General features: G+C 32.2%; 18 protein-coding genes. 9 read left to right on the forward strand and 9 right to left on the reverse strand.

The features are described from left to right. Window positions 1–42: 42 nt before the first annotated feature. The 6 genes from porG to murI all read left to right on the forward strand — a co-directional run bounded on the left by porG (window position 43) and on the right by murI (window position 6,794). Window positions 43–729: a type IX secretion system protein PorG gene (porG, locus tag LPC23_RS00950; RefSeq protein WP_229330357.1), complete on the forward strand. Its 687-nt coding sequence runs from the start codon at window positions 43–45 to the stop codon at window positions 727–729. Between the two features lie 2 nt (window positions 730–731). Then, complete coding sequence (locus tag LPC23_RS00955) at window positions 732–1,472, forward strand: isoprenyl transferase (RefSeq protein ID WP_229330358.1); 741 nt, start codon at window positions 732–734, stop codon at window positions 1,470–1,472. A 7-nt stretch (window positions 1,473–1,479) separates the two neighbouring features. After that, complete coding sequence (locus LPC23_RS00960; protein ID WP_229330360.1) at window positions 1,480–4,149, forward strand: BamA/OMP85 family outer membrane protein; 2,670 nt, start codon at window positions 1,480–1,482, stop codon at window positions 4,147–4,149. 34 nt (window positions 4,150–4,183) lie between these two features. Next, the gene (locus LPC23_RS00965; RefSeq protein WP_338032145.1) at window positions 4,184–5,389 is read left to right on the forward strand and encodes an OmpH/Skp family outer membrane protein; all 1,206 of its coding nucleotides are present in this window, start codon (window positions 4,184–4,186) and stop codon (window positions 5,387–5,389) included. A gap of 20 nt (window positions 5,390–5,409) precedes the next feature. After that, window positions 5,410–5,907 (forward strand): OmpH/Skp family outer membrane protein, encoded by a 498-nt coding sequence (locus tag LPC23_RS00970; RefSeq protein ID WP_229330362.1) that lies wholly within the window; start codon window positions 5,410–5,412, stop codon window positions 5,905–5,907. Between the two features lie 110 nt (window positions 5,908–6,017). Further along, on the forward strand, window positions 6,018–6,794 hold the full coding sequence (gene murI, locus LPC23_RS00975; RefSeq protein WP_229330364.1) for a glutamate racemase: 777 nt from the start codon (window positions 6,018–6,020) through the stop codon (window positions 6,792–6,794). 7 nt (window positions 6,795–6,801) lie between these two features. Here murI and LPC23_RS00980 read toward each other — a convergent pair whose 3' ends face one another. Continuing rightward, on the reverse strand, window positions 6,802–7,317 hold the full coding sequence (locus tag LPC23_RS00980; protein WP_229330366.1) for a gamma carbonic anhydrase family protein: 516 nt from the start codon (window positions 7,315–7,317) through the stop codon (window positions 6,802–6,804). Between the two features lie 19 nt (window positions 7,318–7,336). Further along, window positions 7,337–8,320, reverse strand: a complete 984-nt coding sequence (locus LPC23_RS00985) for a PorP/SprF family type IX secretion system membrane protein (RefSeq protein WP_229330368.1) — start codon at window positions 8,318–8,320, stop codon at window positions 7,337–7,339. Between the two features lie 117 nt (window positions 8,321–8,437). On the opposite strand from LPC23_RS00985, the gene LPC23_RS00990 reads away from it, so the two are divergent. Together LPC23_RS00990 and LPC23_RS00995 are read left to right on the forward strand one after the other, a co-directional pair. Continuing rightward, window positions 8,438–9,337 (forward strand): NifU family protein, encoded by a 900-nt coding sequence (locus LPC23_RS00990; protein ID WP_229331603.1) that lies wholly within the window; start codon window positions 8,438–8,440, stop codon window positions 9,335–9,337. A 52-nt stretch (window positions 9,338–9,389) separates the two neighbouring features. Beyond that, window positions 9,390–11,411 (forward strand): thioredoxin domain-containing protein, encoded by a 2,022-nt coding sequence (locus LPC23_RS00995; protein ID WP_229330370.1) that lies wholly within the window; start codon window positions 9,390–9,392, stop codon window positions 11,409–11,411. Here the strand turns inward: LPC23_RS00995 and tsaB are convergent. Genes tsaB through LPC23_RS01010 form a run of 3 tightly spaced genes read right to left on the reverse strand, consistent with a single transcriptional unit; the run spans window position 11,389 to window position 14,721 of the window. Beyond that, on the reverse strand, window positions 11,389–12,063 hold the full coding sequence (gene tsaB, locus LPC23_RS01000; RefSeq protein WP_229330372.1) for a tRNA (adenosine(37)-N6)-threonylcarbamoyltransferase complex dimerization subunit type 1 TsaB: 675 nt from the start codon (window positions 12,061–12,063) through the stop codon (window positions 11,389–11,391). The genes LPC23_RS00995 and tsaB overlap by 23 nt on opposite strands. A 6-nt stretch (window positions 12,064–12,069) precedes the next feature. Then, window positions 12,070–13,350, reverse strand: coding sequence for an efflux RND transporter periplasmic adaptor subunit (locus tag LPC23_RS01005; RefSeq protein WP_229330374.1), 1,281 nt, complete (start codon window positions 13,348–13,350; stop codon window positions 12,070–12,072). A gap of 6 nt (window positions 13,351–13,356) precedes the next feature. Beyond that, window positions 13,357–14,721 (reverse strand): TolC family protein, encoded by a 1,365-nt coding sequence (locus LPC23_RS01010; RefSeq protein WP_229330376.1) that lies wholly within the window; start codon window positions 14,719–14,721, stop codon window positions 13,357–13,359. A gap of 181 nt (window positions 14,722–14,902) precedes the next feature. Here LPC23_RS01010 and LPC23_RS01015 point away from each other — a divergent pair, with 181 nt between their 5' ends. Then, on the forward strand, window positions 14,903–16,300 hold the full coding sequence (locus tag LPC23_RS01015; RefSeq protein ID WP_229330378.1) for a DUF4403 family protein: 1,398 nt from the start codon (window positions 14,903–14,905) through the stop codon (window positions 16,298–16,300). A 2-nt stretch (window positions 16,301–16,302) separates the two neighbouring features. Here LPC23_RS01015 and LPC23_RS01020 read toward each other — a convergent pair whose 3' ends face one another. The 4 genes from LPC23_RS01020 to LPC23_RS01035 are packed head-to-tail and all read right to left on the reverse strand — an operon-like array spanning window position 16,303 to window position 18,426. Continuing rightward, window positions 16,303–16,518 carry a hypothetical protein gene (locus LPC23_RS01020; RefSeq protein WP_229330379.1) on the reverse strand — a complete coding sequence of 72 codons (216 nt, stop codon included), beginning with the start codon at window positions 16,516–16,518 and terminating at the stop codon, window positions 16,303–16,305. A 25-nt stretch (window positions 16,519–16,543) separates the two neighbouring features. Continuing rightward, complete coding sequence (locus LPC23_RS01025) at window positions 16,544–17,089, reverse strand: DUF420 domain-containing protein (protein ID WP_229325665.1); 546 nt, start codon at window positions 17,087–17,089, stop codon at window positions 16,544–16,546. Between the two features lie 2 nt (window positions 17,090–17,091). Continuing rightward, window positions 17,092–17,775, reverse strand: a complete 684-nt coding sequence (locus LPC23_RS01030) for an SCO family protein (protein WP_229330381.1) — start codon at window positions 17,773–17,775, stop codon at window positions 17,092–17,094. Between the two features lie 9 nt (window positions 17,776–17,784). After that, a complete protein-coding gene (locus LPC23_RS01035; RefSeq protein ID WP_229330383.1) occupies window positions 17,785–18,426 on the reverse strand; it encodes a hypothetical protein in 642 nt (213 codons plus the stop codon). Between the last annotated feature and the right edge of the window lie 12 nt (window positions 18,427–18,438).

Consider the following 18,438-nt stretch of genomic DNA (forward strand, 5'->3'; position numbering starts at 1 on the left):
ACTTGTTTCTGATTTAATTATATTTGCCTGCAATTTAAAATAATGAATAAATTTCTTTTTCTTTTTACAATTTTACTTTACGGTTCTAATAGTCATTCTCAAATTAATGAAGTTGGACTATTTGTTGGCGGCAGTAATTTTGTTGGAGATGTAGGCTCTACCACATACATACATCCTGAAAGTCCTGCCATAGGGTTCATTTACAAATGGAACAAAACACCGCGACATTCTTGGAGATTTTCTTACACTCAGTCCAATATAGTTTCAAAAGATGCAAATTCTAATGACAATAGTAGAAAAGCAAGAGGTTATGAATTTGATACTACAATTAAAGAAATAGGTGGCGGAATTGAATTTAACTTTTTCGATTTTGACATCAATAATCCATTGGAAAGAAAGCTAACTCCATACGTATTTACAGGCATTAACATGGGCTTTTATAACGGTACTTTGAGACCTAAATCGAAGCCTAATGTGGATATAAATGAAAAAAGTGTAGTATTACCCATAATTTTAGGTGTAAAATCCAATTTAACTTCTAATTTTGTGGTCGGTTTTGAAATTGGCGCACGTTATGCGTTAACGGATGCAATTGATGGAAGTTTTCGTGAGAATACAACAATTTCAGTGCCTAATTTCGGAAATTTAAACAACAATGATTGGTATGTGTTTTCGGGTTTAACCTTAACCTATACCTTTGGTCAAAAACCCTGTTTTTGCGCAGAATAAATATGAGTACAGTTAATTTAATTGATAAAAATAATCTTCCAAAACATCTCGCCATAATTATGGATGGGAATGGTCGTTGGGCTAAAAAACATGGATTATTTAGAACATTAGGCCATGAAAGTGGTACAAAATCTGTTAAAAAAATTATAGAAGCCTGTTCTAACCTTGGAATTGAAAATTTAACACTTTACGCGTTTTCTACTGAAAATTGGAATAGACCTAAAATTGAAGTTGAAGCTTTAATGAAAGTATTAGTTAATTCATTAATTAAAGAATTACCTACACTTGAAAAAAATAATATTAAATTAAATGCCATAGGTAATCTTGAAAAATTACCTGTAAAAGCTCAGAAAGAATTACAAGATGTAATCAATAAAACGGCTGGAAACACTAAATTAGTTTTAACACTTGCATTAAGTTACGGCTCAAGAGAGGAACTAGTAAATGCAGTGAAAAATATAAGTGATAAAGTTAAAAATAATATAATTTCAGTTGACAAAATAGACGATTCAGTTATAAATGAGCATCTTTACACACAAAACCTCCCAGATGTAGACTTGTTAATCAGAACAAGTGGGGAACATCGGATAAGTAATTTTCTTCTTTGGCAAATTGCTTATGCTGAATTATATTTCACAGATATTTTATGGCCCGATTTCAAAGAAAGTGATTTATACGAGGCGATACTAAGTTATCAAAAAAGAGAGAGAAGATTTGGAAAAACAAGCGAACAAATTAAATAATTTTTTAGTGTTACATAAAAGCATACAATTAGTTCTTAGCCTAGTATTATTTGGATTTTTTTTCCAAGCTAGTGCGCAAGAAAGAGTCCCATTTGATCAAGGCAAAAAATATTTTCTTGCTGATGTCAATGTTGTTGGTAAGATTACTTTTAATACTCAAACAGTAGTTACTTTTACTGGACTTGAAAAAGGGAGCGAAATTAGCGTTCCTGGTGAAGAAATTAGTTCGGCAATCAAAAAGCTAGGTAAACTTGGCTTGTTCAATGAAATCTCTTTTTACGTTAATAAAGTAGAGAATGATAGTATTTATTTAGACTTACACTTAGAGGAACTTCCAAAATTAAATAAAGTTAGAATTGTAGGTGTTAAAAAGAACAAAATTGAAGGACTTATCAAAGATAATGGCTTGACGGAAAACAAAGTAGTCAACGAAAACTTAATCACAACCACTAAAAACTACATTGAAAACAAATACAAAAAAGACGGTTTTTTCAATACTAAAGTAAATGTAAACACCGTTCAAGATACCTCGACAGTAAATCAGGTCAATATGTTAGTTTCCATTGATAAAGGAACTAAAGTCAAAATTGATAAAATTGACTTTATAGGAAACTCTAAACTCTCTGACAAGGCGCTTAAAAAAGCCATGAAAGATACTAAACAAAAGAAGTTTACACGAATTTTTAAAGCTTCTAAATTTATAAAAGACAAGTACAAAACAGACTTAGAAAAAGTTATTGATGTCTACAAAGAAAAAGGATTCAGAGATGCGCGTATAATTTCTGATACTGTCTCTTACAACAAAGAAAAAAATGCACTTGCTGTTGGAATTAAAGTAGAGGAAGGAAATCGTTATTATTTTGGAGATATTAAGTTTTTAGGAAATACTGTGTATTCTGACCAAGGCTTGAGCAAAGCGCTAGGACTAAGAAAAGGAGATGTTTATAACGGGGTGTTACTTGAAAAAAGAATTGCAGATAAAACTAAACCTGACGGAGAAGATATAACTAATTTATATCAAAATAACGGTTACTTATTTTCTAGTATTAACGCTGTAGAGGTTAAAACAGCTAATGATACCATTGATTTTGAAATCAGAGTAACAGAAGGACCTATTGCCTATTTTAATAAAATAACAGTTGTTGGAAATGACAAAACAAATGATCAAGTTATTTATCGTGAATTACGAACTAAACCAGGTGAAAAATACAGTAAAGAACAGCTTGTTAGAACAATTCGAGAAATAGGTCAACTTGGTTTCTTTGATCCTGAAACCATAGATCCTAAGTTTAAAAATGTTGATTCAGGAGCAGGAACAGTAGATATTGAATACAATCTAGCCGAAAAAGGCGCTAGTCAAATTGAACTCCAAGGAGGTTATGGAGGCGGTGGATTCATTGGAACACTTGGTTTGTCCTTTAATAACTTTTCAGCAAAGAATATGTTTAATAAGTCCGCTTACCGACCTCTTCCTATGGGAGACGGACAAAAGGTATCGCTAAGACTACAAGCAAGTACTTTCTTTAGAACTTATAGCGCTTCTTTTTCAGAGCCTTGGTTTGGTGGAAAAAAACCAGTTCAATTCAATTCTTCGATTTCGTATAGCCAACAATACTTGAATAATTTTATAACCTTTGAAGTAGACAGAACAAAAAGCTTTAACATTCTTACACTTTCTGTTGGAATTGCAAAAAGGTTAACCGTACCTGATGACTTTTTTGTACTATCACAGTCTGTAAGTTACCAACACTATGAATTGAACAATTACAATACTGGACTATTTACTTTTGGCGATGGAACTTCTAGAAATTTAGCCTATACAATAGGAATAACTAGAAATAACAAAGGGGTAAATCCAATCTTTCCAACTTATGGTTCAGAATTTAGTTTCTCTGCTAAATTTACACCTCCCTATTCTTTATTTGATAATGTTAACTATGCCACTATTGGTTCTCAAGAAGAATATAAATTTAAGTATACTGGATCACCTTATACAGGACCTAATGGAATTTTAGTTAATGAAGGAGACTATTTAGAAAGTTTACCAAGCTCAACAAATCCATTCCCAAATAGAGTAGCAAGATTTCAAGATGGAGCAGCTGATCCTTCAAAAGTAGATCAACAAAAATTTAATTGGTTAGAGTACTATAAAGTTAAATTTAAAGCAGATTGGTATACTAAACTATTTGGAAAACTCGTTATGAGAAGTTTATCAGAATTTGGATTTTTAGGGGCTTATAATCAGAGTAGAGGATCTATTCCATTTGAACGTTTTTTCCTTGGAGGAGATGGAATGCAAATGTTTGCCATGGATGGTCGTGAAACGATTCAGCTGAGAGGTTATCCAAACAACTCAATTACGCCAATTAATAGTAATGGAGAACAATTAGGTGCAACTATCTATAATAAATTTTCATTAGAAATGAGATATCCGATTACATTGAAAGCTTCAGCTTCAATTTATGCCTTAGCCTTTTTAGAAGCAGGATCTTCTTATGATTCGTTTAGAAATTACAATCCTTTTGCTTTAAACCGTTCAGCAGGAGTCGGATTAAGAGTATTTATGCCTGCCTTTGGTCTACTTGGTATTGACTTTGCAAAAGGTTTTGATGCATTGCCAGGACAAAGCGCACCAAATGGATGGGAAACCCACTTTATTATTGGTCAACAATTTTAATTTAAATTATCTGTTTTGATTTTTTAAAAAGATTATGAGAAAACAAATATTATTTCTATTTTTAACCCTGAATGCTTTCTTTTCTCTAGCGGGACAAGTGAAAGGTCCAAGAATTGGTTATATAGATATGGAATATATTTTACAAAATGTTTCCAATTATAAAGAAGCACAAAATCAATTAGAGGAGAAAGCAATTAAGTGGAAACAAGAAATAGAAACAAAAAAGAATAGCATTCAAAAGCTTGTTGATGAATTAAAAACAGAAAAGGCCCTTTTAACGAAAGAATTAATAGAGGAGCGTGAAGCAGAAATACACTATCTTGAAAAAGAAGTTTTAGAATTTCAACAAAAAAGGTTTGGTGCCAATGGGGATTTAATGCAGCAAAAGTTGATTTTAACCAAGCCTGTTCAAGATCAAGTTTTTACAACGGTACAAGATATTGCTGAAGCCAAACAATTTGATTTTATTTTTGACAAATCTTCTGATTTAACCATATTATTTGCTGCTAAGAAATTCGATATAAGTGATCAGGTGTTACGTGTAATTAACCGAACCGAAAAACGGGAACAGTTAACCAAAAAGCAGCAAAAAAACTTAGAAGATAAAGAAAATAAAGAAGATGCTCTTGATGAAAATGACACTTTAAAAGAGAGACAAAAGATTTTAGATGCCAGAAAAGAAGAAAGAGAAAAGATACTTGCTGATCGAAAACAACTTCAAGAAGCAAAGAAAAAAGAGTTTGACGATCGAAGAAAAAAATTAGCTGAAGAAAAAATAGCAAAAAAGAATAGTAGTACTTCTTCGAATACAGGTACTGAAAAAGCTGCTAATGACAACGCTTCAAAAGAAAAGATGCAAGCGGCAGAATTAGCAAGAAAAAAACAAGGAGAAGAAAAACAAATTCTTCTTGATGAACGTAAGAAGGTTATTGAGGATAACAAAAAAGCGTTAGAGGAAAAAAGAAAAAAGGCAATTGAAGATCGTGAAAATAAAAAAAATGGCACGGTTTCTGAAAAAGTTACAACTGATGTAAGTAAAGTTGACTCAACCAAAATTAAAATTGAAGAAGCTAAACTCAAACAAGCGAATGCAAAACAAAAAGCTATTGAGGATCGTAAAAAACTTTTAGAGGAAAATAAAAAAGCCGCAGAAGAAAAAAGAAATAAAATTATGGAAGAAAGAGCTGCAGCAAAAAAAGCAGCAGAAGAAAAATTAAAATCAAATACAAACAAAAATTAATTATTAAACACTTTTAGAAAATGAAACAAATCAAGACTTTATTAATCGCAGCAATAGTATTCTTAGGAGCTAATCAAATTTCGGCACAAACTAAAACTGCTCACGTAGACGTAAACGAAATTATGGCTAAAATGCCTGCTATGTTGGATGCTCAAAAACAATTAGAAAAATTGAGTGCTACTTACGATTCTGAATACAAAAAAATGGTTGAGGAATACCAAGGTAAGTTAAAAAAATACGAAGCAGAAGCGGCTACTGTAACTGAAGCTGTTAATGGAGAGCGCTCTAAAGAAGTACAAGATATGCAAAAAAGAATTGTAGACTATAGAGATAATGCTCAAAAAGAATTACAACAAAAAGAATCGGATATCGTAAAACCATTAATGGAAAAAGTGAGAGCTTCTATCCAAAAAGTTGGAAAAGCAAAAGGATTCCAATATGTTTTAGATGGTTCTTCTCTACTTTTAGCAGATGGTACCAACTTAACTGCTGATGTTAAAAAAGATTTAGGTTTCTAATTCAAACCTTACACTATTTATCTCAACTGCTCCTTACAACAAGGAGCAGTTTTTTTTATGCATTAATAAAATATATAGGAAAATTAAATTGTAGTAGGTAACTTTGTTTTATGGAGAATAACCAACCTATCGGTATTTTTGACTCAGGCATTGGAGGGACATCCATTTGGCAAGAAATACATCAATTACTACCTAATGAAAAAACTATCTATCTTGCTGATAGTATAAATGCTCCTTATGGTCAAAAATCAAAGCAAGAAATAATTGACTTAAGTTGCAAAAACACAGAATTCCTTTTAAATAGGGATTGCAAGCTAATCGTAGTAGCTTGTAATACTGCTACAACTAATGCTATTCAAGAATTAAGAGCCAAATACACTATTCCCTTCATTGGCATAGAACCTGCAATTAAACCCGCGGCAACTAACTCAAAGACACAAACAATAGGAATATTAGCTACCAAAGGCACTCTAAATAGTGAGCTTTTCCATAAGGCAACAGAAATGTATCAGGATACCAAAATAGTGGAACAAGTAGGACATGGTTTAGTTCAACTTATTGAAGGTGGACAAATCAACTCTACAGAAATGGAACAACTACTTCACTCCTATCTTCAACCGATGATTGAGGCTAATATCGATTATTTGGTACTGGGATGTAGTCATTATCCTTATCTGATTCCTCAAATTAAAAAAATACTTCCAGCACATATCCAAATTATTGATTCAGGACAGGCTGTTGCTAGGCAAACTCAAAAAGTTTTAGAAGAAAAAGTTGGGTTTTCTAGTTTAAAATTACCCGATCCGATTTTTTATTCAAATACAGATCCTAAAGTCTTATCAGCTATTTTAATGGATAACTATAGAATAGAAAAAATTGACTTTTAAGCGAATATTATTCGTCTTTAAACCAACCTGAATACATTACATAATTATTTGATATCCTTTCAATTTCGCCTGCAAAATCGGATTGATCAATATCTTTCACTTTTTTAGCAGGAACACCCGCCCAAATCGTCCCTGATTCTACAACAGTATTTTGGGTAATCACAGCACCTGCCGCAACAATTGAATTACTTTCAATAATACAATTATCCATTACGATAGCTCCCATACCAATTAATACATTGTCTTTAATCACACAGCCGTGAACAATAGCATTATGCCCAATAGATACGTTACTACCAATAATTGTTGGATGCTTTTGATAGGTACAATGCACCACTGCACCATCTTGAATATTAACTTTGTTACCAATAGAGATAAAATTAACATCTCCCCTAATAACGGCATTAAACCAAACGCTGCACAAATGTCCAAAACTAACATCACCTACAATGGTTGCATTTTCAGCAACATAACAATCTTCAGGAATTACGGGTGATTTCCCATTAACGGATTTAACTAACATAAAAAGACATTAAACAAATTTATAAAGTGGTTCCAATATAATACTCTTGTTTGCAATTAAAATTAAAACCTAAAGTAATTTGATGATACGCCCCTTCATCAAATAAGATAGGCCCTGAAACTCTTGAATACGTGTATCCTATCATTAATTGTTTGTAAGTTACGCCAAAAAAAGGAGTAATGTATTGCAGTTTTTGACTTGAAACAGCTGTTCCGTTTAAATATTGTGCTCCTTCAAAACTTCGTCTATACGATAGTCCGCCCCATAAAGATCCAATTCCTTGAAGTAAATCTTTATGTACTTTCAAATTAAAATCAACTAATTTCTCTTTTGTAGCATCAATCATTTGAAACAAAATAGACGGCTCCCAGAGTATTTTTTGTTTATCCCCAAAGGCATAGCCAGTACTGAAAATATACCTCCTAATATTCCTGCTTTCAAAATCACTGTATATTTTTCTTTTAGATTCAACTGCCCCCAGCACTGTTGCGTGAACATAAAAATTAAGAAAGTTATAGGAAACCCCTACATCCACATTAAAATTGGAACTTCTTTGTATCTCCCCTGTATTTAATGGATCGTATTCTGTAAAACTAGTTTCGTCTAATTGTCTTTGAACCATACCCGTACTAATTCCAAAAGAAAGCTGATTCAAATCGATATCATCTCTGGAAAACATAATATGATGTGCATAGGTTACTTTAGCTCCTTTTTGGGAATGGTATCCATTTTTGTCATTAAAAATAATAACACCTAATCCTGATTTGTCAGTTACCCGCATATTAAGACTGGCAGTTTGAAGTTCAGGAGCTTCATCTTGACCAAACCATTGTTTACGCCCGGTAATTCTTAATTTATCACAACTAGATGCTCCAGCCATTGATGGATGAAGTAAATAATAATTATCAGTTAAATAATCAGAATATACAGGGATACCATCCTGTGAAAAAGATGTAAATGAAAGAAATAAAAATAAAATTAAAAATTTCAATTTATTATACATTCTAATGGTATTAAATTACTTAAACTAACGTTAATTGTATGTTAGTACTGCATTTAATTACCAAATATAACTATTCAAAGAAAATAACTTTAGTAAATTTGCAAAAAATTAAAACTCATTATGAAAGTTACTATAAAAGAGACTCAGAATCCAACTATACTAAAATTTGAATTCCCAGATTTTATTACGCAAAATGAAAACTTTGAATTTAAAAATATCGATGAAGCGGGGAATTCTCCTTTAGCGCAACAACTCTTTTATCTTCCATTTGTTAAAACAGTTTACATTTCAGGGAATTTTATAGCTATTGAACGCTTTAGCATTGTAGAATGGGATGATGTTAAAGAAGCTGTTGCAGAACAAATTGAAAAACACGTGAATGAAGGTGGTGTCATTGTTAAACAAGAGGATAACAAAACAAAGAAACAACCCATTACTGTTTATGGAGAAACAACTCCAAATCCGTCAGCATTAAAATTTGTGGTGAGTAGAATGTTGACTAAAACAGCGGTTGAGTACAAAAATATAGACCAAACAAGTTCATCACCTCTTGCTAAAGAATTATTCAAATTTCCATATGTAAAAGAGATTTTTATTGATGAAAATTATATATCGGTAACCAAATACGACATCAATAATTGGGATGAAATTACGCTAGAAATTCGCAGTTTCATTAAACAATTCATTGAAAATGGCGGAACAGTTTTAGAAGAAAATTTTATTCAAGAAACACTTGTTGAAGAAACAAAAAAGACAGAAGAATTCGACAACTTAGATGTTACTTCTCAGAAAATTATCAATATTTTAGAAGAGTATGTAAAACCAGCCGTTGCTGCTGATGGGGGAAATATTGCTTTCGAATCTTTTGACGAAGAAAATAAAATCGTGAAAGTCATTTTACAAGGTGCTTGTAGCGGTTGTCCATCTTCTACATTCACATTAAAAAGCGGCATTGAAGGCTTGCTCAAAAGTATGCTTAACGATGACAGTATTATAGTCGAAGCGGCAAACGCTTAAACATTACACTAAAAAGCGTTTCTTTATGAGACGCTTTTTTTAGCTACTCAAAATGAACGAACTTCACTTAGAAACAAGTCCTTATCTTTTACAACACGCCAATAATCCAGTGCATTGGAAAGCTTGGAATGCTCTTTCTTTGGCTGAAGCCAAAGAAAAAAACCAACTTATCATTATTAGTATTGGATATTCCGCTTGTCATTGGTGTCACGTAATGGAACAAGAAAGTTTTGAAAACGAAGCTGTTGCATCTGTAATGAATGCTCATTTTGTAAACATAAAAGTAGATCGGGAAGAACGTCCAGACATTGATGCAGTGTACATGAAAGCAGTACAAATTATGACAGGTCATGGCGGCTGGCCATTAAATATTGTAGCCTTACCTGACGGAAGACCGGTTTGGGGCGGAACTTATTTTAGAAAAGAAGAATGGACAGAAACTTTAGATCAATTGCAAAAAATGTACTTATCGGCTCCTGAAAAAATGATTGATTATGCCGAGAAATTACATCAAGGAATTGAAGCTATTTCCATAATTCAAAAAGGAGACAATGAAAATTCCAATCAGAAAGAAATACTTGACCATTTGATTTCTAAATGGAAAAAAAGTTTTGATTTGGAATTTGGCGGAATGGCACGAGCACCAAAATTTATGATGCCAAACAATTATCAATTCTTACTTCGTTACGCCTATCAAAATCAAGATGCCGAGTTATTATCATTTGTAAATTTGACATTAACCAAAATGGCTTTTGGCGGTATTTTCGACACCATTGATGGCGGATTTTCACGCTATTCTGTCGATATGAAATGGCACGTTCCGCATTTTGAAAAGATGCTATATGATAATGGACAATTGATTTCTTTATACAGTGAAGCGTATAAATTAACCCAAAATCCGATTTACAAGGAAGTCATTGAAAAAACCTTACAATTTGTTTCAAAGGAGTGGAGAACTTCTGAAGGAGGATTCTATTCTGCTCTTGACGCAGATAGTTTGAATAAAGAAAAGCATTTAGAAGAAGGTGCTTTTTATGTTTGGACTATGGAAGAATTAAAGTCAATTCTCCACGAAGATTTTGATCTTTTCAGCCAGATATTTAATATCAATTCATTTGGCTTATGGGAAGATGGAAATTATGTGCTAATTCAAAACCAAAACCTTGAATCTATTGCCAAACTGAATCAAATTACCACGGTCGAATTAGAACTAAAGAAGAGAGTTTGGGAGCAAACTCTTTATTTAAAAAGAGAAAAAAGAGCTAAACCAAGACTAGATGATAAATGTTTGACGTCTTGGAATGCTATTATGTTAAAAGGTTATGTTGACGCTTACAAAGCTTTAAATAACGAAGAATACCTTACTAAGGCGCTTGAAAACGCAAACTTTATAATCAAAAAACTTTGGTCAAATGATGGGAACTTATGGCACAATTTTAAAAATGACAAAGCTACCATTAATGGCTATTTAGAAGATTATTGTTTTGTGATTGCCGCTTTTATTGCATTATATGAAGTTACTTTTGAAGAAAAATGGCTTCACGACGCCAAGCAACTAACCGATTATACTTTAGAACACTTTTATGATGAACAACATTCATTCTTTAGATTTACCTCAGATAAAGATGAAGCATTAATTAGTGTTCATTTTGAAATAGAAGATAATGTTATTCCTGCTTCTAATTCAGTTATGGCAAAAAATTTATACCAACTTAGTATTTATTTTGACAACTCTTATTATGATAAAGTAACCCAAAAAATGCTTTCCATACTCTTGCCTAATATGGACTACCCATCGGCTTATTCCAATTGGTTGGATTTGATACTGTCTTTTTCAGAACAAAATAAAGAATTGGCTATTTGCGAACCTAATGCCAAAGAATCAAACAAAATTATTACAGCTTTGTATTTACCAAATGTCATTATAGCAGGAACTGAAAAGACTTCGAATTTGCCTTTTCTAAAAGACCGATTTATAGCGGGTGAAAACAACTACTATGTTTGTCAAAATAAAACATGTCAATTACCTAGTAGATCTATTCAAGAGGTAATTAGCCAGCTTGTTTTGAAGTAGTTATCATGAAATCTTTTAAATAATAAGGTTCAAAGTAGGCTACATCTTCGAAATCTTCTTTTTGAAATTTTTGAAAACTTAAAGCACTTATCTCATTTGCAGATGGATATTTTACCTCTTCCAAAAAATTAAAATTAGATTTTGTTAAAACGGATTTGCATTTATCACTGCAATCTCCAACAAAATAGACTGTTCCAGTAATTGATTCAAAGGAATTCTCTGTGATGACTTCCGCTTGAACTTCTCTTTGTTTTACCAACTTAAAATCAAAAATAGCACTATATACTTCCATTCTCCGAGCATCAAGCATTGGAATGATCAATCCTTCAGCAATAGTAGCTTTTGATGCTAAGACTTGTAAGGTATCAACTGCAATCAATGGGATATTCAACGCATAACACAAGCCCTTTGCGGCTGACACACCGATACGAAGTCCAGTGTAAGAACCCGGGCCTTGACTAACTGCAATAGCGGATAAGTCTTGAAAGCTAATTCCTGATTCTTTACAAACTTCATCAATAAAAACATGCAATCGTTCCGCATGAGAATAACCTTCCTCTGCAATCTCTTTGCAAAGGATTGTTTCTCCATTTTTGGCTAATGCAACAGAACAGTTTTTGGTAGCTGTTTCAATGTTTAAAATGTAACTCAATGCAATTTACTTCTTATCTGTTTTTAACTTTACTTTATCTCCAGAATTTAATTCTTTAGAAACTATAGTATAAGGACCAGTAATTACAACATCTCCTTTTTTAAGTCCTGTTAAAACTTCAATATTAGTATCATCTTGAATTCCTGTTTTTATTACACGGATTTTAGCTTTATTTCCAACTTTAACAAAAACACATTCAAATTTTTTATCACTTTTCGGAGCTGATTTTTCTGCCTCTGGATCGTCTACTTTTATTTCCTTTACTGCAGCTGTATCTGATTTCACAACAACTGCACTAATTGGCACAGCTAACACATTCTTTTTCTTTTTGGTAATAATATCAACTGTGGCAGTCATTCCGGGTCTAAATGGTGAATACGTTGATGGTTTTCCTTCCAATAAATCTTGGTACGATTCTTTCAAAATTCTCACTTTAACTTTAAAATTAGTTACCTGATCGGCTGTCAAAGCTGAACTTGCTGAATTAGCAATACTCGTAACTACTCCTTTAAAATCCTTTTTCAGATACGCGTCTACTTCCACTTTGGCTTCGTCACCTACTTTGATTTTGACAATGTCATTTTCGTTAACATCAACTTCCACTTCCATATTATTCAAGTTAGCCACTCTTAATATTTCAGTTCCAGCCATTTGTTGCGTACCTAAAACTCGCTCACCTAATTCAACATTAAGTACAGAAACAGTTCCGTCTGCAGGAGCATAAATTACTGTTCTACCTAAATTATCTTTAGCTTCAATTACAGTAGCCGAAGCGCTTTTTACATTAAAATAAGCGGATTCCTTAGTTGATTTAGCTACTTCAAATGCAGCGATAGATCTATCCCAATCTGCTTTAGAAATAATCCCTTTTTGAAACAATACTTTGTTTCTTTCATAATTGGCTCTGGCTTCGTTGAAACTAGCATCTGCTTGTTGCAAACCAGATTTAGTTCCAGACAAATTTGCTTGAGCTCTATTCAATCCAGAAGTATATAAATCAGGGTTGATTTTAACTAACAAATCACCTTTCTTAACAACTTGCCCTTCTTTGATTGGCAATTCAATAATTTCTCCTGAAACCATAGAAGCTATTTTAACCTCAATTTCAGGTTGAATTTTTCCTGTTGCCGAAACCGTTTCGATAATTGTCGAAGCATCAACATTTGCTGTTTCAATTTCTTTTCCTTCATCTTTATTACCAATTGCACCCGTTTTAGATAAAACAATTAGTAAAGTAATTAAAGCTACTGCTGCACCGATTAAGATGTATACGGTCTTTTTTGACATAATAAATTAGTTTTTAATGATTGGAATTCCAAAATAGAATTCAAGAATTTTGATTTTAAAAATAGAGTCGTATTTAGTTCTTAACACTTCAGATTGAGCATTTATCATTAAGGTTTGCGCTTGATTGTAGTCAAATGAATTCAATAATCCTACATCAAATTTTTCCTTGGCATAAAGATAGGCTTCTTGTCTAGCTTCAAAAGAAGTAATCGCAGTTTCATTAGCATTCAAAGCCCCTTTAGCATCTGTAAATGCGGCATAAATAGTCCTTTGCAAGTCTAAATTTTGTTGTTGTAAATTATTTTTAGATCGCTCAAGCGCCACTTTTGAACGCTCTACATTATTCTTAACAGAGAATCCATTGAAAACCGGAATAGTCAACTGTGCACCAAAAGATTGTCCTTTATTGTCCTGAAATTGTGTCCAAAATGGATTTGCAGGTCTTGTTACTAAATTACCTCCTACAATAGCGGCGGCATCAGCATATGAAATTCTAGAATTAAATCCATAAAAACCCTGAAGCGTTGGTAAATAGGCTCCTTTAGCAATGGCTAGATTTTTTTGGGCTATTTCAAGATTCGTTTGAGCTATTTTTAAATCAGTTCTAGACTCTTTAGCTTTTTCAAGAATTTCCAAAGGTGATTGAGCTAAAATAGTGTTATTCTGACCCATAGAAGTCTCATCAACAACATCAAAAGTTTCAAACTCTTTTAACTGTAAAAGTTGGGCTAAACTCAATTTAGAAATTAATAAGTTATTTTGTGCAACAACTAAATTCTGACGGTTTTGAGCTAAATTTGCTTTGATATCTAGCATATCCCCTCTAGGAATTGAACCTGCATTAACGAGTTCAATGGAACGATTAAGCTGCTTTTCATTATTTAAAAGTTGTTCTTGTTGCACTTTTAAATTTTCTTTGTTGAATAATACTTGTAAAAAAGCATTAGCCACATTCAAAGCTACATCTTCTTGCATCTTCAATAATTGATATTTAGATGCAACTAATGCCAAATTAGCTCTTCTCAAATTATTTTGATTTTGCAAACCTTTATATATATCAATTCCAACATTTGCACTTGCTGAAGTAAACTGATTGGTTTGATTCCTTAACAAACCTGTAGTAATATCTTGGTTCAATCCAATATTCCAAGAATGATTAGAGGCAACATTTAAAGAAGGTAAAAAGTTACCCACTGCAGTTTGCTTATCTATAGTAGCCGTTTTAGTATCTAATTCCGTTTGCTTGATTGAAATGTTATTTTCTAATGCATATTGTACACATTCTTCTAAAGTCCACTTCTTGGTTTGTGCCTGCGCTACAACTCCAAATAGGACAATTAAAATAAGACTGAAACAATTATATTTTTTCATAATTCATTAAATCGTATGAGGTAAAGATACTATTCTATTTTTATGTTTTCTCAATTGTCACTCTTGAATCTTAAATTTTTCACAACAATCAAAAACCATTAGACTCCAATTTTTTCCAATTGTTACAAATAAAATTATTTTTTTGTTTCTTTTAGTACTTTTGTCGTTCAAAAGTTGTTCGATGAAAAAAATCAATTTCCCTTTTATTTTGCTTTGTATGTACCTCTTTGTTACTGGATGTACTAGCGCTAGCAAAATTACTAATTTTCAACCCGAACCTGATGATGCCATTCCATTGGTATATGACAATAGCCCTTCGTTTCTCAATTTACCTATCAAAATAAAATTAAAGGACATTGAAAATAAAACAAATAGTGCTTTAACTGACTTAATTTATGATGATTCCAATATCGAAGATGATAATATTGAAATAAAAATTTGGAAGCTTGCGCCAATTCAATTTGAAAATAACCTAGGGAAAATAAAAACTATTTTACCATTAAAAGCAACTATTCGTTACCGAATAGGCACGAAAAAATTAGGGGTTCAACTCTATAATACAAAGGAATTTAATTTGAACGGTATGGTTACTTTGACAAGTGAAGTGAACTTGATAAATTGGAAATTACAAACTAAAACTCAATTTCAGTCTATTGATTGGAATGAAAGTCCAACCATGTCTTTATTAGGTAAAAATATTCCAATTACCTTTTTAGTTAATTCTAGCCTTCCTCTTTTCAAATCAAAAATCGAAAAAAAGATAGATGAATCTATTGCAAAATCGATGGATTTTAAACCTAATGTTTTAGATGCGCTAGAAAAAATATGCAGGCCGTTCCAAATGAGTCAAGAATACGAAAGTTGGCTCAGAGTTACTCCCATAGAAATTTACACTACCAATGCGGAATTGATAGGGAATTCAATACATATCAACATGGGTGTAAAATGTTTTATGGAGACTTTAATTGGAAAAAAACCGGAATCAAAATTCAATTCGAGTACTCTTATTTTGAAACCCGTGACATCTATGCCCAGTGCTATTAAGGCTAGTGTTGTTGCTGTTTCAAATTATCAGGATGCATCTAGAATAATCACTCAAAACTTTAGGGACAAAGAATTTGCTTCTGGAAGAAGGAAAATAAAAGTACTCAATACAACCATTTGGCATAAAAAAAATAAAATGTCAATTGCGCTAGAAGTAAAAGGCAGTGTTAATGGGACAATCTATTTAACCGGTATTCCCAAATACAATGAAGTAACAAAAGAGCTTTATTTTGACGAAATGGATTATGCTTTAGAGACTAAAAACAAATTATTGCAAACAGCAAGTTGGTTAGCTCAGGGTTTGATTCTTAAAAATATCCAATCAAACTGCAAGTATTCAATTCGTCCAAACTTAGAAGAAGGCGTTAAAAATTTGTCAGGATATTTGAAAAATTACAGCCCAATTCCCGGGGTATATGTTAATGGAAGACTCGATAATTTTGAATTCAATAAAATTCAATTAACTAACCAAGCAATTATTGCATTCTTAACTATCAACGGAGAGGTAAACATTACCGTTGACGGTTTTAAGTAAAGCTATTTTTTCTTCATCCTATAAATTGCGTATCCTATTCCGCCTACTAATAAATAGGGAATTGCCATTAAATATACAATCCCATCATTTACAGCTTCAGACTTCGTTTTATTGCCTTCGCTTTCTAATGAAGCCCTACACATAGCACATTGTGCATAGGTATAACTTGAAAAAAGCAAAAAAAATAGAACAACAAATTTGAATTTAAAATATCGCATTTTGAATGTAAATAAATTCATTAACTTAATGGGTGTAGTACGGTGCAATCATTAGGTATACAACAACCCCTGTTACTGCAACATACAACCAAATAGGGAACGTAATCTTTGCAATTTTCTTATGTTGGTCAAACTTTGCTGCTAACGCACGTACATAAGTGAATAACACTAATGGGATTACCGCAATTGAAAGCAGGATATGGGAAATCAATATAAAAAAATATACAAATTTAATCCATCCTTCTCCACCAAATTTAGTAGAATCCGAAGTCATATGATAAGCTACATACATTACTAAAAATGCTAATGATAATGCAATTGCAAAAGTCATCAAACGTTCATGAACTTTTCTGTTCCCTTTTTTTATAGCCAATACAGCAGCAACTAAAACTACAGCAGTAATTCCGTTAATAGTTGCATAAATTGGAGGTAAAAATGAAAGGGGCTCCACTTCAAAGCCAAAGTCTTTCAATTTAACCGTGAACAAAATAGCCACAACTATAGGGATTAAAACCGAAACAAACACAATTAACGTATTGTACTTCTTATCTACATTAGAAATATCTTTCATATCTATTCTTTTAATAATTTTTTAATGTCTTCTTGAATATCTTTTACTCCTTTAGCCTCTAATCCATCATAATATAAAATTGGATTCCCGAATTGGTCACGACGACAACGAATAATTCCATTTTTATCAATTAAAGCAAAAAGTCCAGAGTGTTCAAATCCACCGCTCACTTTACTATTTTCGCCAGCGTACAAATTAAAACCTTTGTTGGCTAAATTAAAAATATAATCTTTATCTCCTGTCAGAAAATACCAATTAGAGGACTTTACACCCAAAGCCTCTGCATGTTCTTTTAAAACCTTAGGTGAGTCTGTAACAGGATCAATGCTTATTGAAGCTATCCCAAAATTAGGATTGCCAAAAAATTGTTTCTCAATCCCAAGCATACTTTGGTTCATCTTTGGACAAATAGTTGGGCAACTAGTAAAGAAAAACTCTAATACAAAAACCTTTCCTTTGAAAGTAGCATTAGAAACAGAAGCATTGTCTTGGCTAATCAATTCAAATTTTGGACAAGGACCAATTTTTACCAAACTTGTATCTTCTACATTTCCAATTTGGACTTTATCCAATCGATCTGCCGAAGTAACTGAACCATTTTGAATACGTTCAACAATTTTAGGAACTACTAAAATCCCAAAAACTAAAATTATAAAGGATATCCCGATATACGATTTGTTTTTCATCTCGTTTTATTAAATTTTTCTAGAAGCATTATTATTCTTTTTTAATGCAGCTCTATATTCATATAAAATCACCTTAAAATCATCTAACATTTCATTACTCAATTCAGCTGGATGAAATGTATCATAACCTTCTTTATATTCTTTTTTTTCTTTTCTTCCTCTCAAATTGATTTCTTTGTCTAAAATGTAAACATTTGATGTGCCAAAATTCGCATCTAATTTTTCAGCTAAACGCAGTTGATTATAATAGGAATTGATTTCTTCTGGCGAAGTAAAGACAAATTGCCATTGGGATGTATTTGTAAATGCTCCCAAAGCTTTCAAAACTGATTCAGCGTCTTTCTCAGTCCCAATTGGACAAAGATAGACAAACTGAAGGTCTTTAAATCCGTGGTATCTTTGATAAACCTTTTGATTTAAATTAAATAAATTACCTCTGTTTTTAAGCAAATCGTTTCCGCCAAAACCTAAAATAGTAACCTTACCCTTCAAGCTTACCTTATCTCCACTTAAGGATGTCCAGTTGCCAAAATCATTTGTTTTTGGAGTAATTATTGGAAGTTTAGTATAGCTATTCACTCCCGAAGCAAAAAACAAATAAGCGACTATAGGTAAAATAAAAAGAATAAAGAGAACAGTATTTTTTTTCATCTTGAATTAAAT

The organism is Flavobacterium ammonificans, assembly GCF_020885975.1.
GTDB lineage: Bacteria > Bacteroidota > Bacteroidia > Flavobacteriales > Flavobacteriaceae > Flavobacterium > Flavobacterium ammonificans.

Excerpts from the sequence above, each read along its gene's own strand:
- porG (WP_229330357.1), top strand. The coding sequence starts at position 43 with ATGAATAAATTTCTTTTTCTTTTTACAATTTTACTTTACGGTTCTAAT.
- LPC23_RS00955 (WP_229330358.1), top strand. The coding sequence starts at position 732 with ATGAGTACAGTTAATTTAATTGATAAAAATAATCTTCCAAAACATCTC.
- LPC23_RS00965 (WP_338032145.1), top strand. The coding sequence starts at position 4,184 with ATGAGAAAACAAATATTATTTCTATTTTTAACCCTGAATGCTTTCTTT.
- LPC23_RS00970 (WP_229330362.1), top strand. The coding sequence starts at position 5,410 with ATGAAACAAATCAAGACTTTATTAATCGCAGCAATAGTATTCTTAGGA.
- murI (WP_229330364.1), top strand. The coding sequence starts at position 6,018 with ATGGAGAATAACCAACCTATCGGTATTTTTGACTCAGGCATTGGAGGG.
- LPC23_RS00980 (WP_229330366.1), bottom strand. The coding sequence starts at position 7,317 with ATGTTAGTTAAATCCGTTAATGGGAAATCACCCGTAATTCCTGAAGAT.
- LPC23_RS00985 (WP_229330368.1), bottom strand. The coding sequence starts at position 8,320 with ATGTATAATAAATTGAAATTTTTAATTTTATTTTTATTTCTTTCATTT.
- LPC23_RS00995 (WP_229330370.1), top strand. The coding sequence starts at position 9,390 with ATGAACGAACTTCACTTAGAAACAAGTCCTTATCTTTTACAACACGCC.
- LPC23_RS01005 (WP_229330374.1), bottom strand. The coding sequence starts at position 13,350 with ATGTCAAAAAAGACCGTATACATCTTAATCGGTGCAGCAGTAGCTTTA.
- LPC23_RS01010 (WP_229330376.1), bottom strand. The coding sequence starts at position 14,721 with ATGAAAAAATATAATTGTTTCAGTCTTATTTTAATTGTCCTATTTGGA.
- LPC23_RS01015 (WP_229330378.1), top strand. The coding sequence starts at position 14,903 with ATGAAAAAAATCAATTTCCCTTTTATTTTGCTTTGTATGTACCTCTTT.
- LPC23_RS01020 (WP_229330379.1), bottom strand. The coding sequence starts at position 16,518 with ATGCGATATTTTAAATTCAAATTTGTTGTTCTATTTTTTTTGCTTTTT.
- LPC23_RS01025 (WP_229325665.1), bottom strand. The coding sequence starts at position 17,089 with ATGAAAGATATTTCTAATGTAGATAAGAAGTACAATACGTTAATTGTG.
- LPC23_RS01030 (WP_229330381.1), bottom strand. The coding sequence starts at position 17,775 with ATGAAAAACAAATCGTATATCGGGATATCCTTTATAATTTTAGTTTTT.
- LPC23_RS01035 (WP_229330383.1), bottom strand. The coding sequence starts at position 18,426 with ATGAAAAAAAATACTGTTCTCTTTATTCTTTTTATTTTACCTATAGTC.